At 58.6% G+C, this 21,999-nt stretch carries 25 protein-coding genes; 10 read left to right on the forward strand and 15 right to left on the reverse strand.

The genetic code is table 11. The annotated features are described in order from the left end of the window. Nucleotides 1-2 precede the first annotated feature (2 nt). Together cyoA and X751_RS153865 are read right to left on the reverse strand one after the other, a co-directional pair. On the reverse strand, nucleotides 3-968 hold the full coding sequence (gene cyoA, locus X751_RS19120; RefSeq protein WP_084627195.1) for a ubiquinol oxidase subunit II: 966 nt from the start codon (nucleotides 966-968) through the stop codon (nucleotides 3-5). 197 nt (nucleotides 969-1,165) lie between these two features. Beyond that, complete coding sequence (locus X751_RS153865) at nucleotides 1,166-2,056, reverse strand: MBL fold metallo-hydrolase (protein ID WP_023741832.1); 891 nt, start codon at nucleotides 2,054-2,056, stop codon at nucleotides 1,166-1,168. A 300-nt stretch (nucleotides 2,057-2,356) separates the two neighbouring features. On the opposite strand from X751_RS153865, the gene X751_RS153860 reads away from it, so the two are divergent. Beyond that, nucleotides 2,357-3,514, forward strand: coding sequence for a hypothetical protein (locus X751_RS153860; RefSeq protein ID WP_023744490.1), 1,158 nt, complete (start codon nucleotides 2,357-2,359; stop codon nucleotides 3,512-3,514). A gap of 69 nt (nucleotides 3,515-3,583) precedes the next feature. On the opposite strand, the gene X751_RS153855 is transcribed toward X751_RS153860, so the two are convergent. The 3 genes from X751_RS153855 to X751_RS153845 are packed head-to-tail and all read right to left on the reverse strand — an operon-like array spanning nucleotide 3,584 to nucleotide 6,470. After that, entirely contained in the window at nucleotides 3,584-4,105 is a 522-nt protein-coding gene (locus tag X751_RS153855) for a ferritin-like domain-containing protein (RefSeq protein WP_023687824.1), read from the reverse strand. 47 nt (nucleotides 4,106-4,152) lie between these two features. Next, nucleotides 4,153-5,295, reverse strand: a complete 1,143-nt coding sequence (gene glf / locus X751_RS153850) for a UDP-galactopyranose mutase (protein WP_023668033.1) — start codon at nucleotides 5,293-5,295, stop codon at nucleotides 4,153-4,155. Nucleotides 5,296-5,297: 2 nt separating this feature from the next. Beyond that, complete coding sequence (locus X751_RS153845; RefSeq protein ID WP_023744491.1) at nucleotides 5,298-6,470, reverse strand: glycosyltransferase; 1,173 nt, start codon at nucleotides 6,468-6,470, stop codon at nucleotides 5,298-5,300. A 353-nt stretch (nucleotides 6,471-6,823) separates the two neighbouring features. Between X751_RS153845 and X751_RS153840 the strand changes: the two genes are divergently transcribed. Then, nucleotides 6,824-7,741, forward strand: a complete 918-nt coding sequence (locus tag X751_RS153840; protein ID WP_023668035.1) for a hypothetical protein — start codon at nucleotides 6,824-6,826, stop codon at nucleotides 7,739-7,741. A gap of 290 nt (nucleotides 7,742-8,031) precedes the next feature. On the opposite strand, the gene X751_RS153835 is transcribed toward X751_RS153840, so the two are convergent. Then, entirely contained in the window at nucleotides 8,032-8,334 is a 303-nt protein-coding gene (locus X751_RS153835; protein WP_155929678.1) for a hypothetical protein, read from the reverse strand. Between the two features lie 17 nt (nucleotides 8,335-8,351). Between X751_RS153835 and X751_RS153830 the strand changes: the two genes are divergently transcribed. Both X751_RS153830 and X751_RS153825 read left to right on the forward strand, forming a co-directional pair. Continuing rightward, the gene (locus X751_RS153830; RefSeq protein WP_023739555.1) at nucleotides 8,352-8,861 is read left to right on the forward strand and encodes a pyridoxamine 5'-phosphate oxidase family protein; all 510 of its coding nucleotides are present in this window, start codon (nucleotides 8,352-8,354) and stop codon (nucleotides 8,859-8,861) included. 40 nt (nucleotides 8,862-8,901) lie between these two features. Then, nucleotides 8,902-9,501: a cupin gene (locus tag X751_RS153825; protein ID WP_023739554.1), complete on the forward strand. Its 600-nt coding sequence runs from the start codon at nucleotides 8,902-8,904 to the stop codon at nucleotides 9,499-9,501. Between the two features lie 100 nt (nucleotides 9,502-9,601). Here the strand turns inward: X751_RS153825 and X751_RS153820 are convergent, their stop codons facing one another. The 6 genes from X751_RS153820 to X751_RS153805 all read right to left on the reverse strand — a co-directional run bounded on the left by X751_RS153820 (nucleotide 9,602) and on the right by X751_RS153805 (nucleotide 12,394). Continuing rightward, nucleotides 9,602-9,898 carry a SemiSWEET transporter gene (locus X751_RS153820; protein ID WP_023687830.1) on the reverse strand — a complete coding sequence of 99 codons (297 nt, stop codon included), beginning with the start codon at nucleotides 9,896-9,898 and terminating at the stop codon, nucleotides 9,602-9,604. A gap of 15 nt (nucleotides 9,899-9,913) precedes the next feature. Beyond that, nucleotides 9,914-10,477: a hypothetical protein gene (locus X751_RS153815; RefSeq protein ID WP_032892718.1), complete on the reverse strand. Its 564-nt coding sequence runs from the start codon at nucleotides 10,475-10,477 to the stop codon at nucleotides 9,914-9,916. Between the two features lie 116 nt (nucleotides 10,478-10,593). Next, the gene (gene xth, locus X751_RS153810) at nucleotides 10,594-11,370 is read right to left on the reverse strand and encodes an exodeoxyribonuclease III (protein WP_023700027.1); all 777 of its coding nucleotides are present in this window, start codon (nucleotides 11,368-11,370) and stop codon (nucleotides 10,594-10,596) included. Between the two features lie 68 nt (nucleotides 11,371-11,438). Then, the gene (locus X751_RS1000000165535) at nucleotides 11,439-11,651 is read right to left on the reverse strand and encodes a hypothetical protein (protein ID WP_245259911.1); all 213 of its coding nucleotides are present in this window, start codon (nucleotides 11,649-11,651) and stop codon (nucleotides 11,439-11,441) included. Then, nucleotides 11,648-11,803 carry a hypothetical protein gene (locus X751_RS0133130; RefSeq protein ID WP_155929676.1) on the reverse strand — a complete coding sequence of 52 codons (156 nt, stop codon included), beginning with the start codon at nucleotides 11,801-11,803 and terminating at the stop codon, nucleotides 11,648-11,650. Before X751_RS0133130 ends, X751_RS1000000165535 begins: the two co-directional genes overlap by 4 nt. 63 nt (nucleotides 11,804-11,866) lie before the next feature. Continuing rightward, on the reverse strand, nucleotides 11,867-12,394 hold the full coding sequence (locus tag X751_RS153805; RefSeq protein WP_023681150.1) for a ferritin-like domain-containing protein: 528 nt from the start codon (nucleotides 12,392-12,394) through the stop codon (nucleotides 11,867-11,869). A 413-nt stretch (nucleotides 12,395-12,807) separates the two neighbouring features. Here X751_RS153805 and X751_RS153800 point away from each other — a divergent pair, with 413 nt between their 5' ends. Further along, a complete protein-coding gene (locus X751_RS153800) occupies nucleotides 12,808-14,208 on the forward strand; it encodes a phospholipase D family protein (protein WP_023700029.1) in 1,401 nt (466 codons plus the stop codon). 91 nt (nucleotides 14,209-14,299) lie between these two features. Here X751_RS153800 and X751_RS19045 read toward each other — a convergent pair whose 3' ends face one another. Further along, the gene (locus X751_RS19045) at nucleotides 14,300-14,497 is read right to left on the reverse strand and encodes a hypothetical protein (protein ID WP_023700030.1); all 198 of its coding nucleotides are present in this window, start codon (nucleotides 14,495-14,497) and stop codon (nucleotides 14,300-14,302) included. 171 nt (nucleotides 14,498-14,668) lie between these two features. Continuing rightward, on the reverse strand, nucleotides 14,669-15,661 hold the full coding sequence (locus tag X751_RS153795) for a YihY/virulence factor BrkB family protein (protein WP_023744493.1): 993 nt from the start codon (nucleotides 15,659-15,661) through the stop codon (nucleotides 14,669-14,671). A 192-nt stretch (nucleotides 15,662-15,853) separates the two neighbouring features. On the opposite strand from X751_RS153795, the gene X751_RS1000000166930 reads away from it, so the two are divergent. From X751_RS1000000166930 to ligD, 3 genes are all read left to right on the forward strand, one after another. Next, nucleotides 15,854-16,078 (forward strand): hypothetical protein, encoded by a 225-nt coding sequence (locus tag X751_RS1000000166930; RefSeq protein ID WP_155921617.1) that lies wholly within the window; start codon nucleotides 15,854-15,856, stop codon nucleotides 16,076-16,078. Beyond that, complete coding sequence (locus X751_RS153790; protein ID WP_023681153.1) at nucleotides 16,075-16,368, forward strand: hypothetical protein; 294 nt, start codon at nucleotides 16,075-16,077, stop codon at nucleotides 16,366-16,368. The genes X751_RS1000000166930 and X751_RS153790 overlap by 4 nt, the downstream gene beginning before the upstream one ends. Nucleotides 16,369-16,533: 165 nt before the next feature. After that, nucleotides 16,534-19,179, forward strand: coding sequence for a DNA ligase D (gene ligD, locus X751_RS153785; RefSeq protein WP_023712195.1), 2,646 nt, complete (start codon nucleotides 16,534-16,536; stop codon nucleotides 19,177-19,179). A gap of 55 nt (nucleotides 19,180-19,234) precedes the next feature. On the opposite strand, the gene X751_RS0133140 is transcribed toward ligD, so the two are convergent. After that, nucleotides 19,235-19,705 (reverse strand): GFA family protein, encoded by a 471-nt coding sequence (locus X751_RS0133140; protein ID WP_050588111.1) that lies wholly within the window; start codon nucleotides 19,703-19,705, stop codon nucleotides 19,235-19,237. A gap of 192 nt (nucleotides 19,706-19,897) precedes the next feature. Between X751_RS0133140 and X751_RS153780 the strand changes: the two genes are divergently transcribed. Both X751_RS153780 and X751_RS153775 read left to right on the forward strand, forming a co-directional pair. Next, nucleotides 19,898-20,122, forward strand: coding sequence for a hypothetical protein (locus tag X751_RS153780; RefSeq protein WP_023681156.1), 225 nt, complete (start codon nucleotides 19,898-19,900; stop codon nucleotides 20,120-20,122). Nucleotides 20,123-20,413: 291 nt separating this feature from the next. Next, nucleotides 20,414-21,907 carry a trehalose-6-phosphate synthase gene (locus X751_RS153775; protein WP_023744494.1) on the forward strand — a complete coding sequence of 498 codons (1,494 nt, stop codon included), beginning with the start codon at nucleotides 20,414-20,416 and terminating at the stop codon, nucleotides 21,905-21,907. Nucleotides 21,908-21,999: the final 92 nt, after the last annotated feature.

Consider the following 21,999-nt stretch of genomic DNA (forward strand, 5'->3'; position numbering starts at 1 on the left):
CGTCATTCTGCGCCTTGTGGATGATGGGTCATCGTTGCCGCCGCCGCGGGTAATGCCCTTGGGCTCACCTGTGGCTCGCCGCTGGCTGCGCTCTCAGCAGGCCCCGGACCCGGTGGGAGCGTCTGCTGAACGACCGCTTCGAACAGCCCAGGCTGGACATGACCGAAGGAAGCCGGCGCCACATTTGTGCTTTGCCGGGCGAGTTCGCGATAGGCGTTGGCGTTGAGCACGCCGCCCCCGCCACGCAGCGATGACGCCCAGCGGGTGAAGGCATCGGCTGAAACCGCGCTCACACTGAAATTCATATCCGAGAAGCCGTCGCCGCTGAAGTGCGCCGACTGGCCGAAAAAGCTGCCCTCGCGGTCGGCCTGCAGATGCAATTCGGTCTGCATGCCGTTCATGACGTAGACCATGCTGCCAAGCTGGGGCACGAAGAACGTGTTCATCACGCTGGCCGAGGTCAACTTGAAACGCACTGGAACACCGGCGGGGATAACCAGTTGATTGACAGCGCCCACGCCCTGCTCCGGATAGAGGAACAGCCATTTCCAGTCGAGCGCCACCACCTGAATGTCGAGCGGCGGCTGGCTAGAAGGGATCGGTTTGCGCGGATCGAGCTGATACGATCCGTAGTAGATCAGACCGCCAATGAACAGGATGGTGAGCGTCGGGATCGACCAGACGATCAACTCCACGCGTCCCGAATAGGTGAACTCCGGGTTATAGCGGGCGTTGCTGTTCGAGGCGCGGAACTTCCAGGCGAATGCCAGAAGTGCAACAAGCGTGGGAACAACGATCACCAGCATCACCGCCAGCGAGTTCAAAAGGATCGTGCGATTGCCGACGCCAATTGGTCCTTGGGGATCGAGCACTCCCCCCGCGCAACCGGGCAAGAATGCGCCTCCGAGGATCCAGAGCAGTTGGCGTGTCAACTTAGGGCTGGATGGCAACAACACCGGTTCTGCAATCTCTCTTTGCGGGAACGCGTGCTAGGGGCATGCGTTCATCGGGTTTCCATCTGAGCCTCCCCATGGCGCGGAACCTCGCGGCACTTCGCAGGGTGTCGCCCCCTGAGCGAGTGCCCCAACTGTCGCCGGCCGGGTTTGTTCCGCTGGACCGAGTTACTCTGTCCGATGGTCCCGCGTTCGCCAATCCGACCATAATTTCAGAACGATGGAGGCTCGATTGGCCTAGCTATCGGCGACGCTGGCTCCCGCACGAATTTCAATTTCGGCGGGACGGCGAATACCCTGAATCGCTCAGCCAGATTATCGAGAGCCTGACGCATGCCCACTCCCGCAGCAGCCGCACCGTGTCCACTGATGACCATCTGGGGGCCCAAGGCAGCCAGATGCTTCACGGACCTTTCCGCTGCATCCCAGTCTGGCGTGAAATAGCGCGGCGGACCGTGCATCTCGAGATCCTGAATGGCGACTTCATAGACCGACTCCTGACCGGTGGTGATGAAAGCGTCTCCTACGATGAGCGAGCGGTCTTGCTCGCGCCAGAGCGAGATATGCCCAGGGGCATGTCCGGGTGTGTGCAGCCATTGCCATCCGGGCATTCCGGGGATCGATCCATCGGCGGGCAAGGGTTCCAAACGGCTGCCAAGATCGATTGGCCCGCGTGGAAAAAGCGGTGAAAGCAGCGCCATCAGTCCACCCCCAACCCAGGGATCCGGTGGCGGATAGGATGTGGTTCCGTCCAAATAGGGGTGCTCGAGTGGATGGGCGAAGACAGGCACGTCCCAGCCATTTGCGAGTTCTAGAACCGTTCCCACATGGTCGAAATGGCCATGGGTCAGGATGATTGCAGCCGGCCGTGCGTTGACGCCGAACCGCTTTTCCGCGACCGCTAGAATGCTGCTGCGAGACGTCGGCAACCCGGTATCGATCAACACCCAGTTCCGATCTCCGCTCCCCGGTGCGCCGAAGAACACGACATTCACGATTGCTAGCCGCAAGTAACCCAGGTCCGGTGCGATGCTCCAAGCGCCGTCGCCACGATCCTCGCGCCTGGCGTGGTCGATCTCGGAAAGTCGAATCTGAACGGTCATGTGATCCCATGCCTCTGTTGTTGCCGAGCAGCCGCTCGAGTGGATGACGGCGGCGGTACATCGCCCCGAACTTGGGACGGGCCTCCTTGTTCCTCATTTGCCACGCGGCTCCCGGACAGTTCACCACCGGAACAAAGGCTCTACCAATGGGTTCGGCACTACCCGGCCACGCAAGGACGAGCTGGACTGAGCAACGAACATGGGGCGCGCCCGACTGAATTCGGTATTTCGCCAACGCGGTTCCCGGTCCGGACAAGGCGGCCGAGTTCGAAGCCGATTGCCCAAAGGAGACTTCGAAAAATGAGCGAAGTGGGACGCCAGACGGAGGCCTCGGTTCCGGAAGCTTCGCGCTTCGCCAGTTTTTTCATGGCAGGCTTTGAATGCTCCTCGCACCGGCGCAAGGACGGCGTTCGACTCGATCTTATTCGTGCGACCTCGCATAATTTGCATGCCCTGGGCGACTACCGCGGCTGCGCCGAACTCGGCCTTCGCACCATCCGCGACGGCCTGCGTTGGCATTTGATCGAAACCGCTCCCGGAACCTATGACTGGTCAAGTTGGGCGCCAATGGTGGAGGCAGCCCGATCGGCAGGTGTTCAGGTAATCTGGGACATCTTTCACTACGGATCTCCGGACCATGTCGATCAGGGCTCGCCGCATTTCATCGACGCCTATGCCTCGTTCGCGGCAGAAGCCGTCAAGGTACACCGTTCGATCACCGGAACATCGCCTCTGTTGTGTCCCATCAACGAAATCTCCTTTTTCGCATGGGCTGTTGAGGTCGGCTATTTCCCGCGCGTGGGGCCGAACAAACGTGGATGGTTCAAGCGGCACCTCGTGAAGGCCGCCATCGCGGGTGTTCGTGCAATGCGGGAGATCGACCCCGCCTGCAGATTTGTCTGGGCCGAGCCGCTTATCCATATCGCCCCTCGCGACCGAACCCGCAGCGAACGGCGCCGGGCCGAAAACGCCCGACAGGGGCAGTTCGAAGCTTACGACATGTTGCTGGGCCGCGTCGAACCTGAGTTGGGCGGGAGCGAAGATGTTGTCGATGTCGTGGGCTTGAATTTTTATCCGCACAATCAATGGTACGTAAACGGGCCGACGATTCCGATGGGACACCACGAGTACCGCGCCCTGTCGGAAATGTTGCTAGAAGTTGCTCATCGATACGGCAAGCCGATGTTCATTGCGGAGACCGGCTCCGAGGGATCCGGCGGGCCGGCTTGGCTCCATTATGTCTGCGACGAGGTGCGTTCCGCAATCAGTCTCGGAGCGCCGATCGAGGGTATTTGCCTGTACCCGATAACGGCCTACCCGGGCTGGGACAATTCGCGACATGCCGAGGTCGGTTTGTTTTCCGTCATCCAGGCTGATGGCAGGCGACACCTGCGCAAACCCACAGCAGATGAACTGGCCCGTCAGCAAGGTCTTCTCGTGGCGGACACGACACCTTGAAGAGGCCTAAAACGAGGGAGGGGCGGGCGAGCGTCTGTCTCGAAACGCCGCCCGCGCCGGTGCGGTGCATCAGCTTTTTGCAGTCGCCCCAGCCTCGCGCAGCCTGGCATATCGCATGGTAACGTCGCTCAGATTTTCCTTGAGCCAGTTGGCCATGGCTTCCTCTTCGTTCAGGTTCTGCTTGAGGGCCCTTTCAGCATCCTGGAAGCCCCCGGCGTCGGCCAGTACCAGCAGCGAATTGTAGGCAGCGATCTCGTAGTTCTCGAATGCGAAATTCGCCAGGCTGTTCTTGATGATCTCGTCGCCGGCCATCGAATGTCCAATGGCGGCCACGCTGCCAACCATCGACAAGGCAGTGTCCTTGAGGGTGGAGTGCTCCTCGCCAAGGCCCTCCAGGACGGACTCGAGTCTCGTGATCTGGCCTTCGGTTTCCTGAATGTGCCGGCGCAAGCGATCGGCCACCTCCGGATAGTTCTCTATACGCTCGACCTGAGGCTTCATGATCGACAGCGCTTGATTTTCCATGGCGTGCGCGTTGCGCAAGCCGACGATAAATATCTCACGGCTTTCCGAGTTGAAGTTTGTATCCATCGAGTTTCTCCTTCTGATACCCGCCCGATCTTCCGTCTTGAAAGAAACTATCTTCTCGGCTCGGCCAACAACGGCTCGTCCGTGCGCGCCCAGGCCGGGAGGCTTTTTTGGATGCGCGAGAAAGTGGCCAGAGCCTGTCCGACTACCTGGTCCATGTTGTAATAGCGGTAAGTTGCAAGCCGACCGACAAACCAGACGTCTGGGCAGCTTGCCGCGAGCGCTTCATAGCGCTTGTAGAGCACTTCGTTTTCGGGCCGGGGCACGGGATAGTACGGGTCCCCGATGTCCGTGGGGTATTCGTAGGTCAGGCTGGTCCGCGAACTCTGCTGGCCGGTCAGATGTTTGTACTCGGTAATGCGCGTGTAATCTTCCGTCTGGGGATAATTGACCACGGCAACCGGCTGAAATTGCTCGCAATCCAGTGTAACGTGCTCGAAACGAAGCGAACGGTACGGAAGGTGCCCGAGCTGCCAGCCGAAATATTCATCGATCGGGCCGGTATAAACCATGCGCCTGAACGGTATCTTCTCACGAATTTCACGGAAGTCGGTCTGCAGCATGATCTTGATGTTCGGATGATCGAGCATGCGTTCGAACATCCGCGTGTACCCGCCGGCCGGCATTTTCTGGAAGCTGTCGCTGAAATAGCGGTCGTCACGGTTGGTCCTGGTCGGCACTCGTGCCGTCACGGATTTGCTCAGCTGACTGGGATCGACGCCCCATTGCTTTCTTGTGTAGCCGCGGAAGAATTTTTCATAGAGCTCGCGCCCCACGGTGCTGACGACGACGTCCTCAGCCGTTCGGACATCCTCCACCGTTTCGCGTCGCGACGCGAAGAAATCCTCCAGCTGTGCCGAGGTCAGGTCTAGCCCGTAAAGCCGGTTGATGGTGTCGAGATTGATCGGGATGGGAACCAGTTGCCCGTCCACGGCCGCCAACACCCTGTGCTCGTACGGCCGCCATTGCGTGAACTGCGAAAGGTGGTCCACGATCGTTTGGCTGTTGGTGTGGAAGATGTGCGGGCCGTAGCGATGGATGAGGATGCCGGCTTCATTGTAGCAGTCGTAGGCGTTGCCTCCCACATGGCTGCGGCGATCGATCAGCAAAACGCTTTCCTGACGCTGCGACGCTATCCGTTCGGCAAGCACACTGCCGGCGAAACCCGCGCCGACGATCAGCCAATCGAACATGGCTATGCACTCCTGCGAAGGGGCACGACCTTCTTGCGTTGGTAGGCGCGCTCAATGTGAGCTGCCATGGCATTCCATGTCCGTTCCCAGGACATGTCCGCAAGATAGGCATCGACTTGCTGCAGGAGCATCTGACGCGGTCGCGAAAGGACGGAGCGCAGCTTGATTTCCAGATCGTCACAGTCGGCGATTTCCACCAGCCCGGCAGCACCGTAACTGCGCACCACGTCGACGATTGCCGTCGAGATCACCGGCAGACCCGCCGCGAGAAATTCCGGCGTCTTGGTCGGGCTGATGAAACGCGTCGCCTCGTTGAGGGCAAACGGCATCCATCCGGCGTCCCAATGGCGCAAATAGTCGGGCAGATCGCAGTAGGCTTTCGGGCCAAGCCAATGCAGGTTTTCGGCTTGCGGCAGGCTTGCAGGGTCGATCTTGACAACCGGACCGAGCATGACGAAATGCACGTCCGGCATTGTCTTTGCCGCTAGCGCCACGAGATCGACGTCCAGCCGCTCGTCGATGACGCCGAAATATCCAACCTTCGGGGAAGGAATGCCCGCCTGGTCGGCTGGGTCCCTTCCTGGCCGTCTTGCGGTGTGAAAGTGCCTCACATCGATGCTGCTCGGAAATGGAAAGATGGCGGGATGGAGGTGACGCTTGGTCTCGAACAAGCTTAGACCACCGGTGAAAACCAGATCCGCGCGGCGCAGAAGCGCCTTTTCCATCTGGCCCAGCTCGGGGGGCGCATTCCTGAACGCAGAGAGTTCGTCCATGCAGTCATAGACGCATATGTCTGGGTCGAGGAATTCCGTAAAGCGAAGAGCCATTGGGGTGTAGTACCAGGCGATCAGCCGGCTATGCGGCATAGAAGCGATGGTCTGCTGCACAAATCTCCGCTGGACGGCATCTGCTTTCGCGGCCGACGTGCCAAGCGGCAGCACTGGTGTGACAATCAGAATGTTTTCCGATGCCACGCTCGTCCGCATCAGCGGCTGCGGCAATTCTTCGAAAACGGGTTCTTCAAAGTAGACCACTCGCTGCTGAGCGGATGCGAGAGTGAGGAGATGCTGCGGACGCTGGTGAACAAAATTCCATCGTAAGTGGGAGAAGCAAACCAGTATATTTTCGCGACGAACATATTGACTGCCGGTTACCCCGCCAAAGGCCGCTTCCATTGACATACTCCCTCTGTGACACTATTTATGTTACGATTAACATTTGTTAATCGCGAATGGAGAGAACTACTTAGTTCCAGCTCCTAACTTTCGATCAGGTGAGTTGTTCCAACTGAAATGAAGAAGGCCCGGTCGCCCGCTTGGTCCACGCACGAAGCGGGATCTGGTTGCGTAGGCGAGGGCGGCTGTCGGGACCCGGCCGCCACTGAAAGCGTGGTTGAACGACGAATGCTGGTGGACAGCGGCATTGCCGTATTTGCGTTCAACTCGTTGGCTATAGAATGTGCCTAACATCAATGATTCGCCTGTATCTCTGCGCGTCTCCGACTGCCGAGGCGAATTCCGGGGCTGACATGAACATCAACTTTGAAACCAACGTTTTTCCACTGTTTCATCCGCAAAGCGTGGATGATCTCAAGGACCCGTGTCCTGTCTTCGATGGCCGTGTCTGGCACGTCTTCGGGTCAAGCGGCACGGTCACCACCGAGACGTGGAGAATCTTGCATGCCACGGCGCCCGATCTTTATGGGCCGTGGGCCGAGCATGATCCGATCGAACTTCCAATCAACGGCACTGGTGTTGCGGCTCCCGGTGTGACCCACGAGTGCGGCGTCTTCCACATGTTCATTCAGACGGAATTCATGAAGTCGGGTGGCCGTTGCGAGCATGCGGTTTCCAACGACGGGTTCCATTGGGTAGTCCTCAGTCCGGCCATTCTGGCCATCCCGGACACGGAAGAGGACGGCATTTACGATCCGCATCCAGCAGTCATTGGCGGTGGGCGCTACCTGGTTTATTCGGCGATGCCAAAATTCACCAGGGTGCCTCAGCCCGACATCTATCTGGCACGTAGCCAGTCCGACTCGTGGTTCGGTCCGTGGAAGCGGATCGGCAAAATCCTCGACCACAACGATGTTCCCCACCATAACACCAGAGATGATCCCGACTACGAATGGGGCATTGAGGGCGCGCAACTGATCGAGCTGCCGGACGGCCGGGTGCTTCTCAACGCCACTTGCTTTCTTCCGAATGGCCTTCGGGGAAACCGGCAACGGGTGTTTTTTGCCATCGCCGACGAGGTCAGCGGGCCTTACGTTTCGATCGGCCCGGTGCTGGAGCCAGGTCAACCGGGCGAGAACGGCCACTCGACAGTGATGATCGATGGCAGTCAGCTTTCACTGTTCTACCAGAGCCGGGTTGCCACAACCGATCACCGATGGCGCTATGGTTTAGCCAGATGCGACGTCGCTCTCTTTTCAAAGGTCGCGTAATTTCCAGGCTGCCATTAGCGCCTTCAGGCGGATGCGCGTCATGCGGCCATGAAACTCCTGAGGGTTGAAGGTGATCCGCGTCGGTGACGGCAAGTAAAGTGTCATCCGACGCAGTAGGAGACACGACATCGCCGATGCGGATTGACGATTGCCGCGATCGCACTTGGCGGGCGGCAAGTCGGGAAGGCCGGCCCTAACTCTGTCGCTCTTAGCGAAATGACTTGAGCCGTTCGTCAATTTTCTCCGTGGCATTGATGACACCGCCAGATGCCCTGCCAATGAGCTCATAGCTATTTCTTCGGTCCCTTGACAGGGAATGTCGCGTCGCCGTCTTTTTTGCCGGAGATCACCCGCGGATCGGCGCTGGCGACGCCATCGCTTCCGCCGCCCTTGTGGTCCTTTTCCGACTGACCCTTTGCGTCCTGCTCGGGTGTCCGTTTTGATGTTCGAAGCGTCTTGTCCGCCATCATGGCCTCGCGTTTGCCATCCAAACTTCCGGCAATTTCGAAAGTTCCACCGCCGCTTAGCAGGTCGAAGGAACCAGTGAGTTGGAACGTCGTGGCGGGACGTGAGTTGTCAGCAAGGATATTCACCCGCAGGAGGACATCTTATGGCTAACCGCCGAGAGCAGCAGACGGACCTCACGCCCGCCGAGGCAACAGACCGCATCTGGGAACTCGCCGAAAACATCGACGTCTGCATGTTCGTGACCTGGGACGGCGAGTACAATCGAGCCCGTCCGCTATCTGCGCGTGTGGTCCGTGAGGAAAACGCCATATACTTCCTCGTCAATGACGACAGCGCCAAGAGCAAGCAGCTGTCGACCTATCCAAAGGTCACATTGGCCTGGAGTGACAACAGCCACTACAAATACGTCACGATGTCAGGCCCGGCCACAGTGACAAATGACAGGGAAAAGATCGCCGAGCTCTGGGAGAAAACTGACTCAGCCTGGTGGGATAATGCCGATGATCCCGAGATTCGTCTGATAACGGTGAAACCCGAGGAAGGCGAATTGTGGGACAGCCCGGGGCTAATGATGGCTACCGCAACGATGGTGTTTGCGGCCGTTACCGGCGCCAAGCCGAATGTGGGCGACAACGCAAAGGTCGAGCTCTGAGCGAGCGGCTAAACTAACCTCTGCTTTAGAGGCAGCGTCGATGAGCATTTTGGAAACCAGCAAGAAAGTGATCGAGAACGTCACCGGTTTCGCAAGACCGCGCAAGCAAGCTGTCGCCGGATTTGTGAGGCAGCGAAAGTCGAATGAGTTCTGGTTCAAGGATGATGGACTTGTACCCAATAATCCAGCATGGCCGCTCGTCGTTTATCGAGGCGCCGTCGAATTGCCCGAAGGACTTGATCCAGCAGCCGTCATGGAGGTGCTTTTCGATGCAAACGGATGGGGCGATAGCTGGCGAAACGGCATCTATGATTACGTTCACTATCATTCGCAAATACACGAGGTTCTGGGCATTGCCCGCGGAAATGCTGAAGTCCGGTTTGGGGGCAAGAAAGGACGAACGCTGTCGCTGAAGGCTGGCGACGTCGCGGTCCTCCCGGCAGGCACCGGGCACCAATGCCTCTCGGCATCCGATGATTTTTTGGTTGTCGGCGCGTATCCTCCGTTTGGGACTTATGACGAATGTAGGAGCAAGGATCAGCATAGCGATGCGCTCGCAACCATCCCCAAGGTGGGGCGTCCGCGCAAGGATCCTGCATATGGTAGCCAAGGTCCGCTTCTGAAAAGTTGGAAGCGCTAATGCATGTCGCTCAAAAGTGGCTCCGGTTTTGAGACGACGAGATGCATAAAACAAAGACCCAAAGCGCGCGTTTTCTGAGTCCGTTCAAACGCGACGCGCTTTAGTCGTCGGGGTCGAAAGCCTTGGCAACTGCGTCTTTCTCAGCCTGCGGCAGGACTGTCATTGTGAGAATGAAGGCTGACAGCAGGAGACAGACGCCATTCGTGATTATGATCGGCCACTCTGCCTTCATGATGCCGAAGGCCAGCCACAAGGCGAAGCCCAACACAGTGATGGCATACATCGGTGCGGAGATGCCGCTTGTCTCTCGTGTCCTGATGATTTTCCAGGCTTGCGGGGTGAAACTGCTCATCGAGCAGACGGTCGCGAGATAGCCGATGAGCGTGACTGTCTGCATTGAAGCGGCCCTGACCTACGTCGCAGATACGCGCTTGAGATCAGATACGCGGACCACGCCGTGCTGGCTGACAAAGGTCAGGGTGGAGTCCGTGCTCTGGCTCTGCGAAACACCGGATATGCGATGGTCGCCTGTGTCATAAATCTCCATCTTTCCATGATCGTCGATGACCAGGCGGCTTTGCTCAGGAAACGCTGCGTAGCGCATATTGTTTTGAGAACCAGCGGCAGATGGGCTCCCAAACTCCTCAGGCCACCATGAGCCGGCGTGGGCCATAGCTGCAGAACGATAGCTCGTGTCGTCGCGTTGTGGCTTGGCGGGATGATCGCGCAGGTAGGCCGAGAGCTCCGCCGCGATAGTGTTGAGCTTCGCCTTGAGGCTGTCATCGAACATGTCGCCGACCATCGTGATGCCGGAGGACCATTGTGACATTCCTCCGAAGTCGACGTGGCTGAACTGGGCCATGGTTCCACCACCACGCCGCAACGCCTCAAGGACAGCCATGACAGCGCCATCAGTGACGCCATGCTGGCGTGCAAGGCGCGCAATCAGTTCAGCTTCCTTTTGAGTGTTTGTCATCATTGCGTCCTTTGAATCGCTTGGCGCCGGCAGTCCTCATTGTTGGCGATAGACATGCGGCCAAATCTAATCACGAAGGAGCGCCACCAGGTCTTCAGGCTCCTTGCCGAGGAAGCTCAATCAAGTTCTATCCAGGCTGGCGCATGATCGCTCGGCTTGTCCCATGCACGCGTTTCGGCATCTACTCCGGCATTCTTCAGGCGATCCAATAGGGATGAACTCAGCAAGAGATGGTCCATCCGGAGCCCGGAACTCCGATCGTACCCGCCGCGGTAGGAGAAGTTCCAATAGGTGTAAATTCCCTTTTCTGGATGAATGCGACGGACGGCATCGATCCAGCCCTGAGCAAGCATTTCGGCGTACGCGCTCCGGCTCTCGGGGAAGTAAACGGCATCGCCAACCCAGCGCCCCGGCACCGCCGCGTCGATCGAGCCTGGAACGACGTTATAGTCGCCGCACAGGATGGTCGGTGAGCTATCGCCGAGCAGCACCTGGCCATAGGTGATCAAACGTTGGAACCAGCGAAGTTTGTAGTCGAACTTCGGCCCCGGCGCTGGATTGCCATTGGGCAAATACAGGCAGCCGACAACAAGCCCATTCACATCTGCCTCGATGTAGCGGCTGTGCGAATCGTCGGGATCGCCCGGCAGACCTCGACGACGTTCCAGCGGCTCAATCCCGCGAGCGAGGATTGCCACGCCATTGTAGGACTTCTGTCCGTGCCAGATTGCGCCATAGCCGGCGTTTCTAATCGCATCGACGGGATATTTTTCGTCAGAGGTCTTCAGTTCTTGAAGGCAGACGATGTCATAGCCGGTTTCGCCAAGCCACTTGAGAAGCACTGGCAGTCGGCCGTTGACGCCATTGACGTTGAAGGTTGCGATGCGGGTCATCTCGACGATTTAACGTCTTTGCGCCGCTTCGATGCGACATAGGGTCGGTAGCCAAATCTTGCCTTTTGTCATCGTCCATCTGCATTTTTGCTCGAAGCATTGGTGCTTTGACCGGAAGCAGCGGATGTCTTTGCATCTTTGGAATGCGCGGCAATCGCCGGACCCGCGCCGGTAGCTTTACGCATATCGCCGCTCCCCTTGCCGTCAGTCGATTTCTTGCTCAACAGTCCTGAGAAATATTTTCCAAAGAAGCCCATCCGACTCTCCATCTTGGCGCTCATTCGGCGCCTTTGCGGGCCCTGAACTCATCTCTGCGCTGTTCTCGCAACTGCCGAGGATCGCTGCGCGAACCACCAAGGGCGCGGCGCCTGACCAGCGCGGCCGAACACTCAAGCAGGAAACATTCCAGTCCTTTATAGATATGCGTGATCATGTCCTTCATCTCCCGGGACCGCCTCGGCACATAGGTCGCCGAGGCGGTTGGGTAGGCGATCAATCAAGCCGCTTTCCGTTCTGCCGCTCGTTCGTTGACGCCGGCTTCACCGAGGGCAGTCAGCGCCTCGTCGGTGGCCTTCTCCTCCTCAAGTGTCGCATTGAGGAGCGCAACCACGTCATCCTTGCCGAGCGTCGTAGCCCAGGCAATCAGGGTTCCATACCTGGCAATCTCATAGTGCTCCACGGCTTGCGCGGCACCGACGAGCCCTGCATCGAGCGAAGTCGAACCCTTGTACTCCTGAAGGATTTCAGATCCTTCCTCCAGGATGCCGTCGATCGCCGGGCAGGTTTTGCCGCGCGCGGCCGCGCCGAGAATCTCGAAGACCTCCTCCAGACGTTCGACCTGCCCCTCGGTTTCAGCGAGGTGCTTCTCGAATGCTGCCGAAACTTGCTCTTCGGATGCGCCTTTGGCCATCTTCGGCAAGGCTTTCAGAATTTTCTTCTCGGCATAGTAGATGTCTTTGAGGCCATCGAGGAAAAGGTCCTCCAGGTCCTTGTTGTTGCCATTGGCTTTCTTGGCAGTGGGCATTGTGCCGTCTCCTCTGTTGAAAATTGCCCGTCGCGAGCATTTTCTTAACTCGGAAACCCGAACCCGGTTCCGGGATAATGGAGATATCTAAATTTAAAGGGTCCTGCGCTTCACTGAGAACAACGACCACGTCATTCTCGTCGAAGAGCCGCGGCGGGGCGCACGCCATCGGGCTCCCGCCAACGGTCGTGCGGTCTGACTGCAGGAGACGCAAGTTCCGCGGCGGCAGCAGAGCAGTCGGGGCAACGCCTCTCAAGCCTCCTGACCGCTCTGCAGCCGCTTGATTGCTGGCCCTGCTTGCATCCAGCAATTGGGTGATTGGACAATGCGTATGCAACCAGAATACCTCAGAATGGTTCTAGCTATGATTTGAGCGGGATGGCAGCGAGCACCGTCCAAAGGTGGCAATTTTTATGGACGTATCACTTTCGCGAACCGCAGACGACAACATCAAAACCGGCAAGAGCGGCTTGCTGCTTGTCTCGGACAATTATGACGCTTTCGCTGTGCGCGTGCTGGCGGCAAGGAGCGCTGAGCGCAGCCTCGACCTGATGTATTACCTTTGGCATGATGACCACACCGGCCGCTTGCTGCTTCGCGAGGTTTTTCGAGCTGCTGAGCGCGGTGTTCGGGTGCGCATGCTCCTTGACGACGTCAATCCGCGTAAAAATGATGCGGCATATCTGGCGCTGAACAACCATCCAAACATCGAATTGAAGTTGTTCAATCCGAGCGGTATCAGGCGCGGCCGGATCATGCGTGGTGTGGAAGTGCTGTTGCGGCTCTTTGCATTGACGCGACGGATGCACAACAAGGCTTGGATCGTTGACGACAAATTTGCCATTGTCGGCGGTCGGAATGTTGGCGATGCCTATTTCGATGCGGCAGAAACCAATTTCCGGGACCTCGATCTGCTGCTCCTGGGGCCTGCGGTACGGCAAACCGCGGCGATATTCGATGCCTTCTGGGCTTGCAATGAAGCCAAGCCAATCAAAACCTTGGGATCAGTGGCTGAGCATGAGCATGCCAAATGGCTTGAAGGAAGCGATACCGGCCCCGATCCCAAATTCTTGAACGGCATCGGCAACCGGGGCTCGATCACGGAGTTTATTGCGGCCAGCAACGACGTTCATTGGGTGGATGGCGTGCGGGTCATTTCCGATCCGCCGGAGAAGGTTCGTGGTTGGAGACGTCGCAGCTGGCTTATGAAAGAGCTGCGTCCGATCATCCAATCCACGCGCGGGTGTCTGGAAATTGTGTCGCCCTATTTCATCCCCGGCAAAAGGGGCACAGCGATCTTGCTGGACCTTGTCGGCGCCGGTGTTGACGTTTCGGTTCTGACCAATTCCCTGGCCGCCACGGACGTCGCCGCAGTCCATGGCGCTTACGCAAATTATCGCAAGCGGCTGCTGAGGAATGGCGTCAATATTTTCGAGCTTCAGCCGTTCAACCGGCGCTCCGCAATCTCGGTGTTTGGCTCGAAGGGCGCCAGTCTGCATACGAAAGCTTTCACCGTCGACGACAATATCGGCTTCGTCGGTTCCTTCAATTTCGATCCACGGTCAGTGTCCTTGAACTCGGAAATGGGCGTGCTGTTTGAGGATCCGAAATTGGTCGCCGAGCTGCGGCATCGATTCCAATCGGAAATATCTCCGGAAACAAGCTATCGGCTCGAACTGAAGCACAATGTTCTGCATTGGCATGGATGCGGCGAAGGCAAGATTCAGGACTATACGCATGAACCAGAAGCCGGATTTTTTCGCCGTATCCTGGCGGTCTTCGTCCGTCACCTCCCGATCGAATCTCAGCTCTAGCATCTGATGATGGCCGAGGACCTCGCGATCTCAGCGAATTGCCCTGCCGGGGATCGCGTGAGCGAAACGTGAAACCCTGATCTACCACGGGTCAGCCAGACCGCATCACACCCGGTTCTTCGACAACCGCGTCGCCAATCCCATGCTGTCCGGCGTCCGGATCACTCGGCAACACGTCGGAAAAATTGACTGTGGCGACCAGGTATCCGGCTTCATCGTAGACCTTGATAGTCGATCCCGATTGCTTGGTTCCTGACCCAGGATCCGCCGCCACCGCTACGCGCGCCATCTCTATTGCTCTCGGACTGGCCATCTCCGCACTCGCTAGCTCTTCCTCGAGAGCGGTAGTCTGGCCGGATACTGTCGTCTCAAAGCGGAATTTGGCATGGGCAACCTCCTGTTCCTATGCAATTCCGGTGTCCGGGTTGCGTTCCAAAGAAACAGAATTGGTGGGAAGCAGCTAAGATCGCCGCGATGGCCAGACCCGTGTCGCCACGAAGGTCAGCAAACCCGTGATCACAATCCAGGCCTGCACCTCGCGCTGGATGGTTGGCCCAGGGTTCGATGTCTGTCGCGACGGGCTCTCTGCCTCCACTATCGGTTGAAGGTCGGACCGACTGCCGAGACGGACGGAATAGGCCCGCGTGAACTCGGCGCCGAGCAGGAATATCTCAGACGAATAGTAAACCCAAAGCAGCACGACCAGCAGTGCACCCGCCGCGCCATAGGAGGATGCGATCGCGCTGGTTCCGATATACCAGCCAATCAGCGACTTGCCGATGGTGAAGAGCAAAGCGGTCACTGCCGCGCCAATTGCGACATCGCGCCAAGCGAGCGACCGGTCCGGCAGGATCTTGAAGATCGCGGCAAACAGAGCGGAAATCAGCACGAACGATACAATGCCGTTTATCGACGCGAGAATGATCGTGCCGAACGGCAGATGGGCGTTGATGGCAGCGCCAAGTGCGGAAATGGCGGCGCTCGCCGCCAACGAGACAAGCAGTAGAAATCCCAACGCTGCAACCAGACCCAGGCTGGCCGCCCGCGCCCGCACCAATCGCGACACAGACATGGGTGGTGGCTCAATCTTCCAGATTGTGTTGAGCGAAAGCTGCATTTCGCCAAACACCCCGGAGGCTGTCACGAAGAGGGTGACGATGCCCACCAAGGTGGCAAGAGTGCCGGCGGTTCTGTGAGAAGCGCTTTCGATGGTGCTGCGCAGAAGGTCGCCGGTTTGCGATCCCATCACGCCTGCGATTTCGGCCGACAGAGCGAGTTGAGCTGCTTCATGCCCAAAGACAAGTCCAGCAATCGCAACAACGATCAACAAGATCGGGGCCAGGGACGTAACGGCATAGAACGCCATCGCCGCACCGTGGCTGAGGGCATTGTCGTTGATGAATCCGAGGATGCTCTCCTTGCCAAGAACCCAGGCCTCGCGTGCCACCCGCATGGGGAATTCCTTTTGCCTCATGAGCAACCTAGTGCTGTCGGCAACGAAAGCGAGACCTGCCGCCAGTGCGCGAGGCGCGATTGCAGAGACACGCCCGCTTGTCTCTGCACGAACGGCCAGAAATGTTCCATGCGGCGCCGGAACTCGCCGGGCTCGTAATGGTTATCGGTCATCCGATTGGAGTGATCAAAAATGCCTGATAATGAAAACCGTCGCGAGACCGGCGCAACGAAGTACCCGGCTAGAACAGGTCCTGATCCTTCGGATGCGTTCTCTCAGGATGCGGCCGGCAACAAGAAACCCAAGAGTGGGGTCGGTCTGACGCGGCCAGTCAATGAGGTGGATGACAAGACGCACCAATCCGATGGCCAGAACGCCCCGGCGAGGCCGGGCGGCGGAAACACGGTCAAGCCATGAACGTTGCCAATCTTCAGCTTGAAGGGTTGATGATGGCGGTCGCGTCAATCAACAATCTGCTCGTTCACAAAGGTCTGCTGTCAATTGACGAGATCGATACCGCCCTGCGAAAGGCAGAGGCGTCCATGACAAGTGACGAGCGGACCTACGAAGATATGTCACCGGCCAACCGTGACGCGATCTGCTTCCCGATCCGGCTTCTGCAGATCGCAAACAACGCGCAAGGCGAACTGGACATCCCACCATTTCCAGAGCTTGCAAAAATGGTTGGGCAAACCAAGGAACCTTAACGTCAGCGGTGACGACATCACGTGTAATCTCCGTGAATGCCTACATTTGACGGCGATGCCACTCTGAAGCGGAAAAGCAGCATCGGCGCCGTCTCGGCTATGAACCGAACCAAATCTCACCCACTGCGTTGAGTTCGGCGTTGCGTCATTAGTCGGGGCACTTCCATGAAAACGGGCGAGCTTTCCACCTACCGGGCCAAAAGGGATTTCGCGAAGACGAAAGAGCCCAGCGGCGAAAGCTCGATTGCGGGTTCGAACCGACTCCGGTTCGTCATCCAAAAACACGCGGCCACGCGGCTGCACTATGATCTTCGCCTCGAGCTTGGCGGGGTCTTCAAATCATGGGCTGTGACCAAAGGTCCATCACTGGATCCTCACGACAAACGACTTGCCGTGGAGGTTGAGGATCACCCGCTGGAGTACGGCGACTTCGAAGGCACGATTCCCCAAGGACAATATGGTGGCGGCACGGTGCAGTTGTGGGATCGCGGATATTGGGAACCGGAAGGCGCCATGTCTCCCGAAAAGGCGTTGGAAAAAGGCGACCTGAAATTCACGCTGCAGGGCAAGCGCCTGCATGGAAGCTTCGTCCTCGTGCGCATGAAGCATGACCGCAATGGCGGGAAGCGGACCAACTGGCTGCTGATAAAACACCGCGACAAATACGCGACAGAGGGCAATGGCGATGCGGTGCTGGCTCAGGATCGATCCGTCGCCTCGGGTCGGAGCATGGAGAGGATTGCAGCGGGGAAGGGGGCAGGTCCGAAGCCGTTCATGATGAAAGGTTCATCGTTGGCCGATGCGGATGCCGTTTGGGACAGCAAGCGCGGCCATGCGGCCGACGAGCGCGCCGCCAGGTCGGCAATGCCTGCTCCGCGGCCGAAGCGAGCCGGTCCTGCCTCAGCGGCGAAGATGCCCGACTTCATCCCACCACAGCTTTGCGCGACGCTCTCCCGGCCGCCGGCCGGGACGAACTGGGTTCACGAAATCAAGTTTGACGGTTATCGCGTCCAGTTGCGCGTGGAAGACAAGGACATCGCCCTTAAGACCCGCAAGGGTCTTGACTGGACGGAGAAATTTGGCGCCATCGCAAAGGAGGCCGCCAGCCTTCCCAATGTCATCATCGACGGCGAGATCGTAGCGCTTGGCGAGAACGGGGCGCCCGATTTTGCCGCACTGCAGGCAGCGCTGTCGGAGCGCCGGACGAAGGATCTGATCTACTTTGCCTTTGACCTGCTCTTCGCAAATGGCGTCGATCTGCGAAAGATGCCTCTCTCACAACGGAAGGAACGTCTGAGCGAGATGCTCGGCGAAGTCGATCGCGGCGAGCAAAATCTCATCCGCTATGTCGAGCACTTCAGCAATGGCGGCGACGCGGTGCTGCGTTCTGCCTGTCGCCTGTCGCTTGAGGGGATTGTCTCCAAAAAGGCCGATGCGACCTATGTTTCGGGGAGGACCGACACCTGGGCCAAATCGAAATGCCGCGCCGGGCATGAGGTGGTCATCGGCGGCTGGTCGACGACCAACGGCAAATTCCGGTCATTGCTCGTCGGCGTCAATCGCGGTGAACATTTCGCCTATATCGGCCGTGTGGGGACCGGATTCAGCGAGGCAAAGGTCAAGCAGCTGATGCCCAGGCTGCAGGAGATGAAAGCCGCGACGTCGCCGTTTACCGGCGATGGCGCACCGAAAAGGAATTCAACCGTCTTCTGGACGAAGCCGGAATTGGTCGCGGAAATCGAGTTCGCCGGCTGGACCGGGGGTGGCAATATCCGGCAGGCCGCCTTCAAAGGCCTGCGTGAAGACAAGCCCGCAAAAGACGTCGAGGCCGAGCGTCCAGCCGATCCTCAAGAGACGCCGATTGCCGACCCTGCCAAGGTGACTGGCAAGACAGGAAAAAGCCCGGTTGTCATGGGCGTCATCATTTCCAAGCCGGACAAGCCGCTTTGGCCGAATGCCGGCGACGGTCAGCCCGTCGACAAGCTCGATCTTGCAGAATATTTCGAGACCGTTGGCCCCTGGATGATCAGACATATCAAAGGTCGTCCCTGTTCACTCGTGCGTGCGCCGGATGGCTACGCCGGCGAGCAGTTTTTCCAGCGCCACGCAATGCCAGGCACATCCAATCTGCTGGAACTGGTAAAAGTCTTCGGCGACCACAAACCGTATCTGCAAATCGACCGCGTCGAGGGTCTGGCCGCGATCGCCCAGATAGGCGGCCTTGAGCTTCACCCCTGGAATTGCCAGCCGGGTCATCCCGAAATACCTGGCCGACTTGTCTTCGACCTTGACCCCGGTCCGGAAGTCCCTTTTGCGAAGGTGGTCGCGGCAGCCAAGGAAATGCGCGATCGTCTCGAAGATCTGGGCTTGGTGAGCTTCTGCAAAACCACGGGCGGCAAAGGCTTGCATGTCGTGACGCCATTGGCGGCCGAACGCAGCAAGACGACATGGGCCGAGGCCAAGGCCTTCGCAAAGGCCGTCTGCATCCAGATGGCGGCAGATAGCCCGGATCTCTACCTCGTCAACATGGCCAAGAAGCTGCGGACATCCCGGATTTTTCTCGACTATCTCAGGAATGATCGCATGGCGACAGCCGTCGCCCCTCTCTCCCCTCGCGCCAGGGAAGGCGCGACTGTATCCATGCCGCTGACCTGGAGTCAGGTGAAGGCGGATCTCGATCCGAAAAAATACACCGTTCGCACGGTCCCGGGCCACCTGAAAAAGACCGTCGCCTGGGCTGACTACGACGATGGCGAACGGTCGATCAGCAGTGCCATCAAACGGATTGGTTCAGCGAAGCTCGCCGCATGACGACCTCGGTTCGCGCTGGCTTGCAGGTACGAGGCCCAAAGTCCAACCTCCTGCCTCACCGGTCTCTGGGATTGCCCAGGGTGGGGTCGCGCGCTCGGGTGTAGCCCTCGACGCGAGGCAAACCGTCATCCATCCTGATAAACGGCAGCCGCATTTCCCAATAGGCTTGAGCTTGGGGATGGAACTTCTCGGGCGCGTCCATGAATCCGATCGAGATGTAGAACTCATTTGGCAAGCCTTCATCGGTGTACCCAATCGAGGTGCCACATTCCGAACAGAAGGAGCGCACGACGCCCCTGGTTTTCGAAAATGTTTTTGGTTTGGAGCCGAGCCAATCGACCTGATCCGGACGATAGCCAATCCAGATCGTCAGTGGGCTGCCGATCGCTCGTCGGCAGTCATCGTCGTGGTCGAAACAAATCCAAAAGGGATCGCCACTGAATTCAGCTGTGATGGCTCCGCAAAAGCAATGCCCTCGATCAATCCGGGCCGGTTTTCTGATCGTCGTTCGGGGTTTGTCGTCCATGGTAATCTTCCGGCCAGCGTGGTGGCGTAACGCCGCGGACGGCAAGCAGTTCCTTTGGACGTCACAGAGCCGCAGATGCGCGCAACCGGCGGGCTGCTGGTCAATATCATTTGAGGCAGATCAGGCCTTAATTTGTTGGGAACATTTTTTCAGGTCCGCACTTTGTTCGCCGTCTGACCAAAGGAGGCGACCTTGAAAACACGACGCGTCGACAGGGAAAAGATCGAGAGGGCGGATCGAGAAGCCAAGTTGCTGTTGGAAGCGGAGCGGCATGCCAGGGAAGCCAAGACGGCGCGGCTTAGAGAACAGCGACAGTTGTTGGAGGCATCGATAGCGCAGACCCCGCCCGCGCCCGTAGCCGCAAAGCAGCCGCCCCGCCAACGAAAGCCGACGCGCAAGGTAATCGAGGTGGACTGACGGTTTGGTCACTTGGGGCGTTTGCCAAGGTGGGGAGTTGATATGACAGGGCAGGGGATCCGGCAGCATGAATACCAAAGCGGTAAGTCCGGCCGTCGCCAAAGCGGCTGCTCGGCGTGCTGGATCGGGGTCTCATCACCGGTGCGTCCGACGACGATCCTGCGAGAGCCGCTGAAAAAGGCGCCGAGCGGGCCGAGAATGTGATCCAGCGAGTCCGGCTGGACACTTACGTCGGGAACAATCGCACGCGCGGACCGTTCCCCAAGCGATCTTCACGCTCAGGATTTGCTCTTGTTGCAGCGACCGGATGAAATTTTCAACGAGGCCTCGCAAACGGTTGGTGATCCCCTTGAGCGCGACGCTTTAGGTGGGGAGGCTAAGCTAACTGGCGATCGCGCCATCCCGCGTCGTCTGGTTGTCGTCTCGAACAGGCTGGGGAACATTCGCGATCTGTCGCAAGCCGGCGGACTTGCTGTAGGCATCGGGGATGCGTTGGCCGAGCGTGGAGGCCTGTGGCTAGGAGCAAGCGCCGAGTATCAGGACTACGCCGCGAGCGACGAACCGCTGATCCGCTTGGAACGGGTGGGAAAGATCGAGACGGCCGCGCTTACCCTGCCCTATGAGGAGTATTCGCTCTATTACAATGGCTATGCCAACAGCACGCTGTGGCCACTTTTTCATTACCGACTCGACCTGGTGAACCACCGGGCAGAGTTTCTACACGCCTACCGGCAGATCAATGCGCGGTTCGCGAAGGCGCTCGCAGGACTGCTGTCGGGCAACGACGACCTGGTGTGGGTTCACGACTACCACCTTATCCCCTTGGCCGCCCAGTTGCGGCGGCTGGGAGTCCGGAATCGGATCGGTTTCTTTCTTCACATACCGTTCCCGCCGCCTGACCTGTTTGTAGCCACGCCCGACCATGAAGAACTCATCGATGACCTGCTTCAATATGACGTCGTGGGGTTCCAGACCGAAACGGACGTGGGGAATTTCCGGCGCTCAGTGCAGGCGGCCAACTCCATTACTTTTGATATCAATGGTTCGGCTGAGATGAACGGCCGCACGGTGTTGTCGAGGTGTTTTCCGATCGGCATCGACGTCGATTCAATCGCACGCATGGCCAATGAGGCGGCGGAGGATGTGCAGATCGATTCCATGCGCCGCCAGATTCTGGGTCTCAAGCAAATCATCGGCGTCGATCGACTGGACTACTCCAAGGGTCTTCCCGGCCGCATGCAGGCTTTCGCGCGTCTTTTGGAAAGGCATCCGGAACACGAGCGGGCGGCAACCTATTTGCAGATTGCGTCGCCGACGCGCGAGGAGGTCAGCGCCTATGCCGACATCAGGGCCCAGCTTGAAGCAACCGCCGGCGCGGTCAACGGAAGATACGCGGATTTGGCTTGGACCCCGATCCGCTACATCCACCGTGCCGTATCACGCTCTCGGCTTGCTGGCCTGTTGCGCGCTAGCCAGGTCGGATTGGTCACACCCCTGCGTGACGGAATGAACCTCGTAGCCAAGGAATACATAGCCGCGCAGGACGAAGCCGACCCCGGAGTGCTGATTTTGTCGCGTTTTGCAGGTGCGGCCGAAGAACTTGCCGAATCCTTGATCGTGAACCCGTATGCGGTCGACGAGGTTGCCGATGCGATCGCAAAAGCGCTCGCGATGCCGCTTGAGGAAAGAATTGCAAGGCATAGTGCACTGCTCAAGCGCATCAGGCGCAATGACGCAGCAGAATGGCGGCGGTCATTTCTCGCCACGCTCGCGGGCGAGAACTAGCGCCTGGCATCGATGCCTGAATCCGTCCGTGTGTCACGCGTCCCACACGGTCATAGCCCGGCCATAACCCGGCTTGCCTAGCAGTTCGAAGG

The sequence above is a fragment of the Mesorhizobium sp. LNJC394B00 genome, assembly GCF_000502555.1.
Taxonomy (GTDB): domain Bacteria; phylum Pseudomonadota; class Alphaproteobacteria; order Rhizobiales; family Rhizobiaceae; genus Mesorhizobium.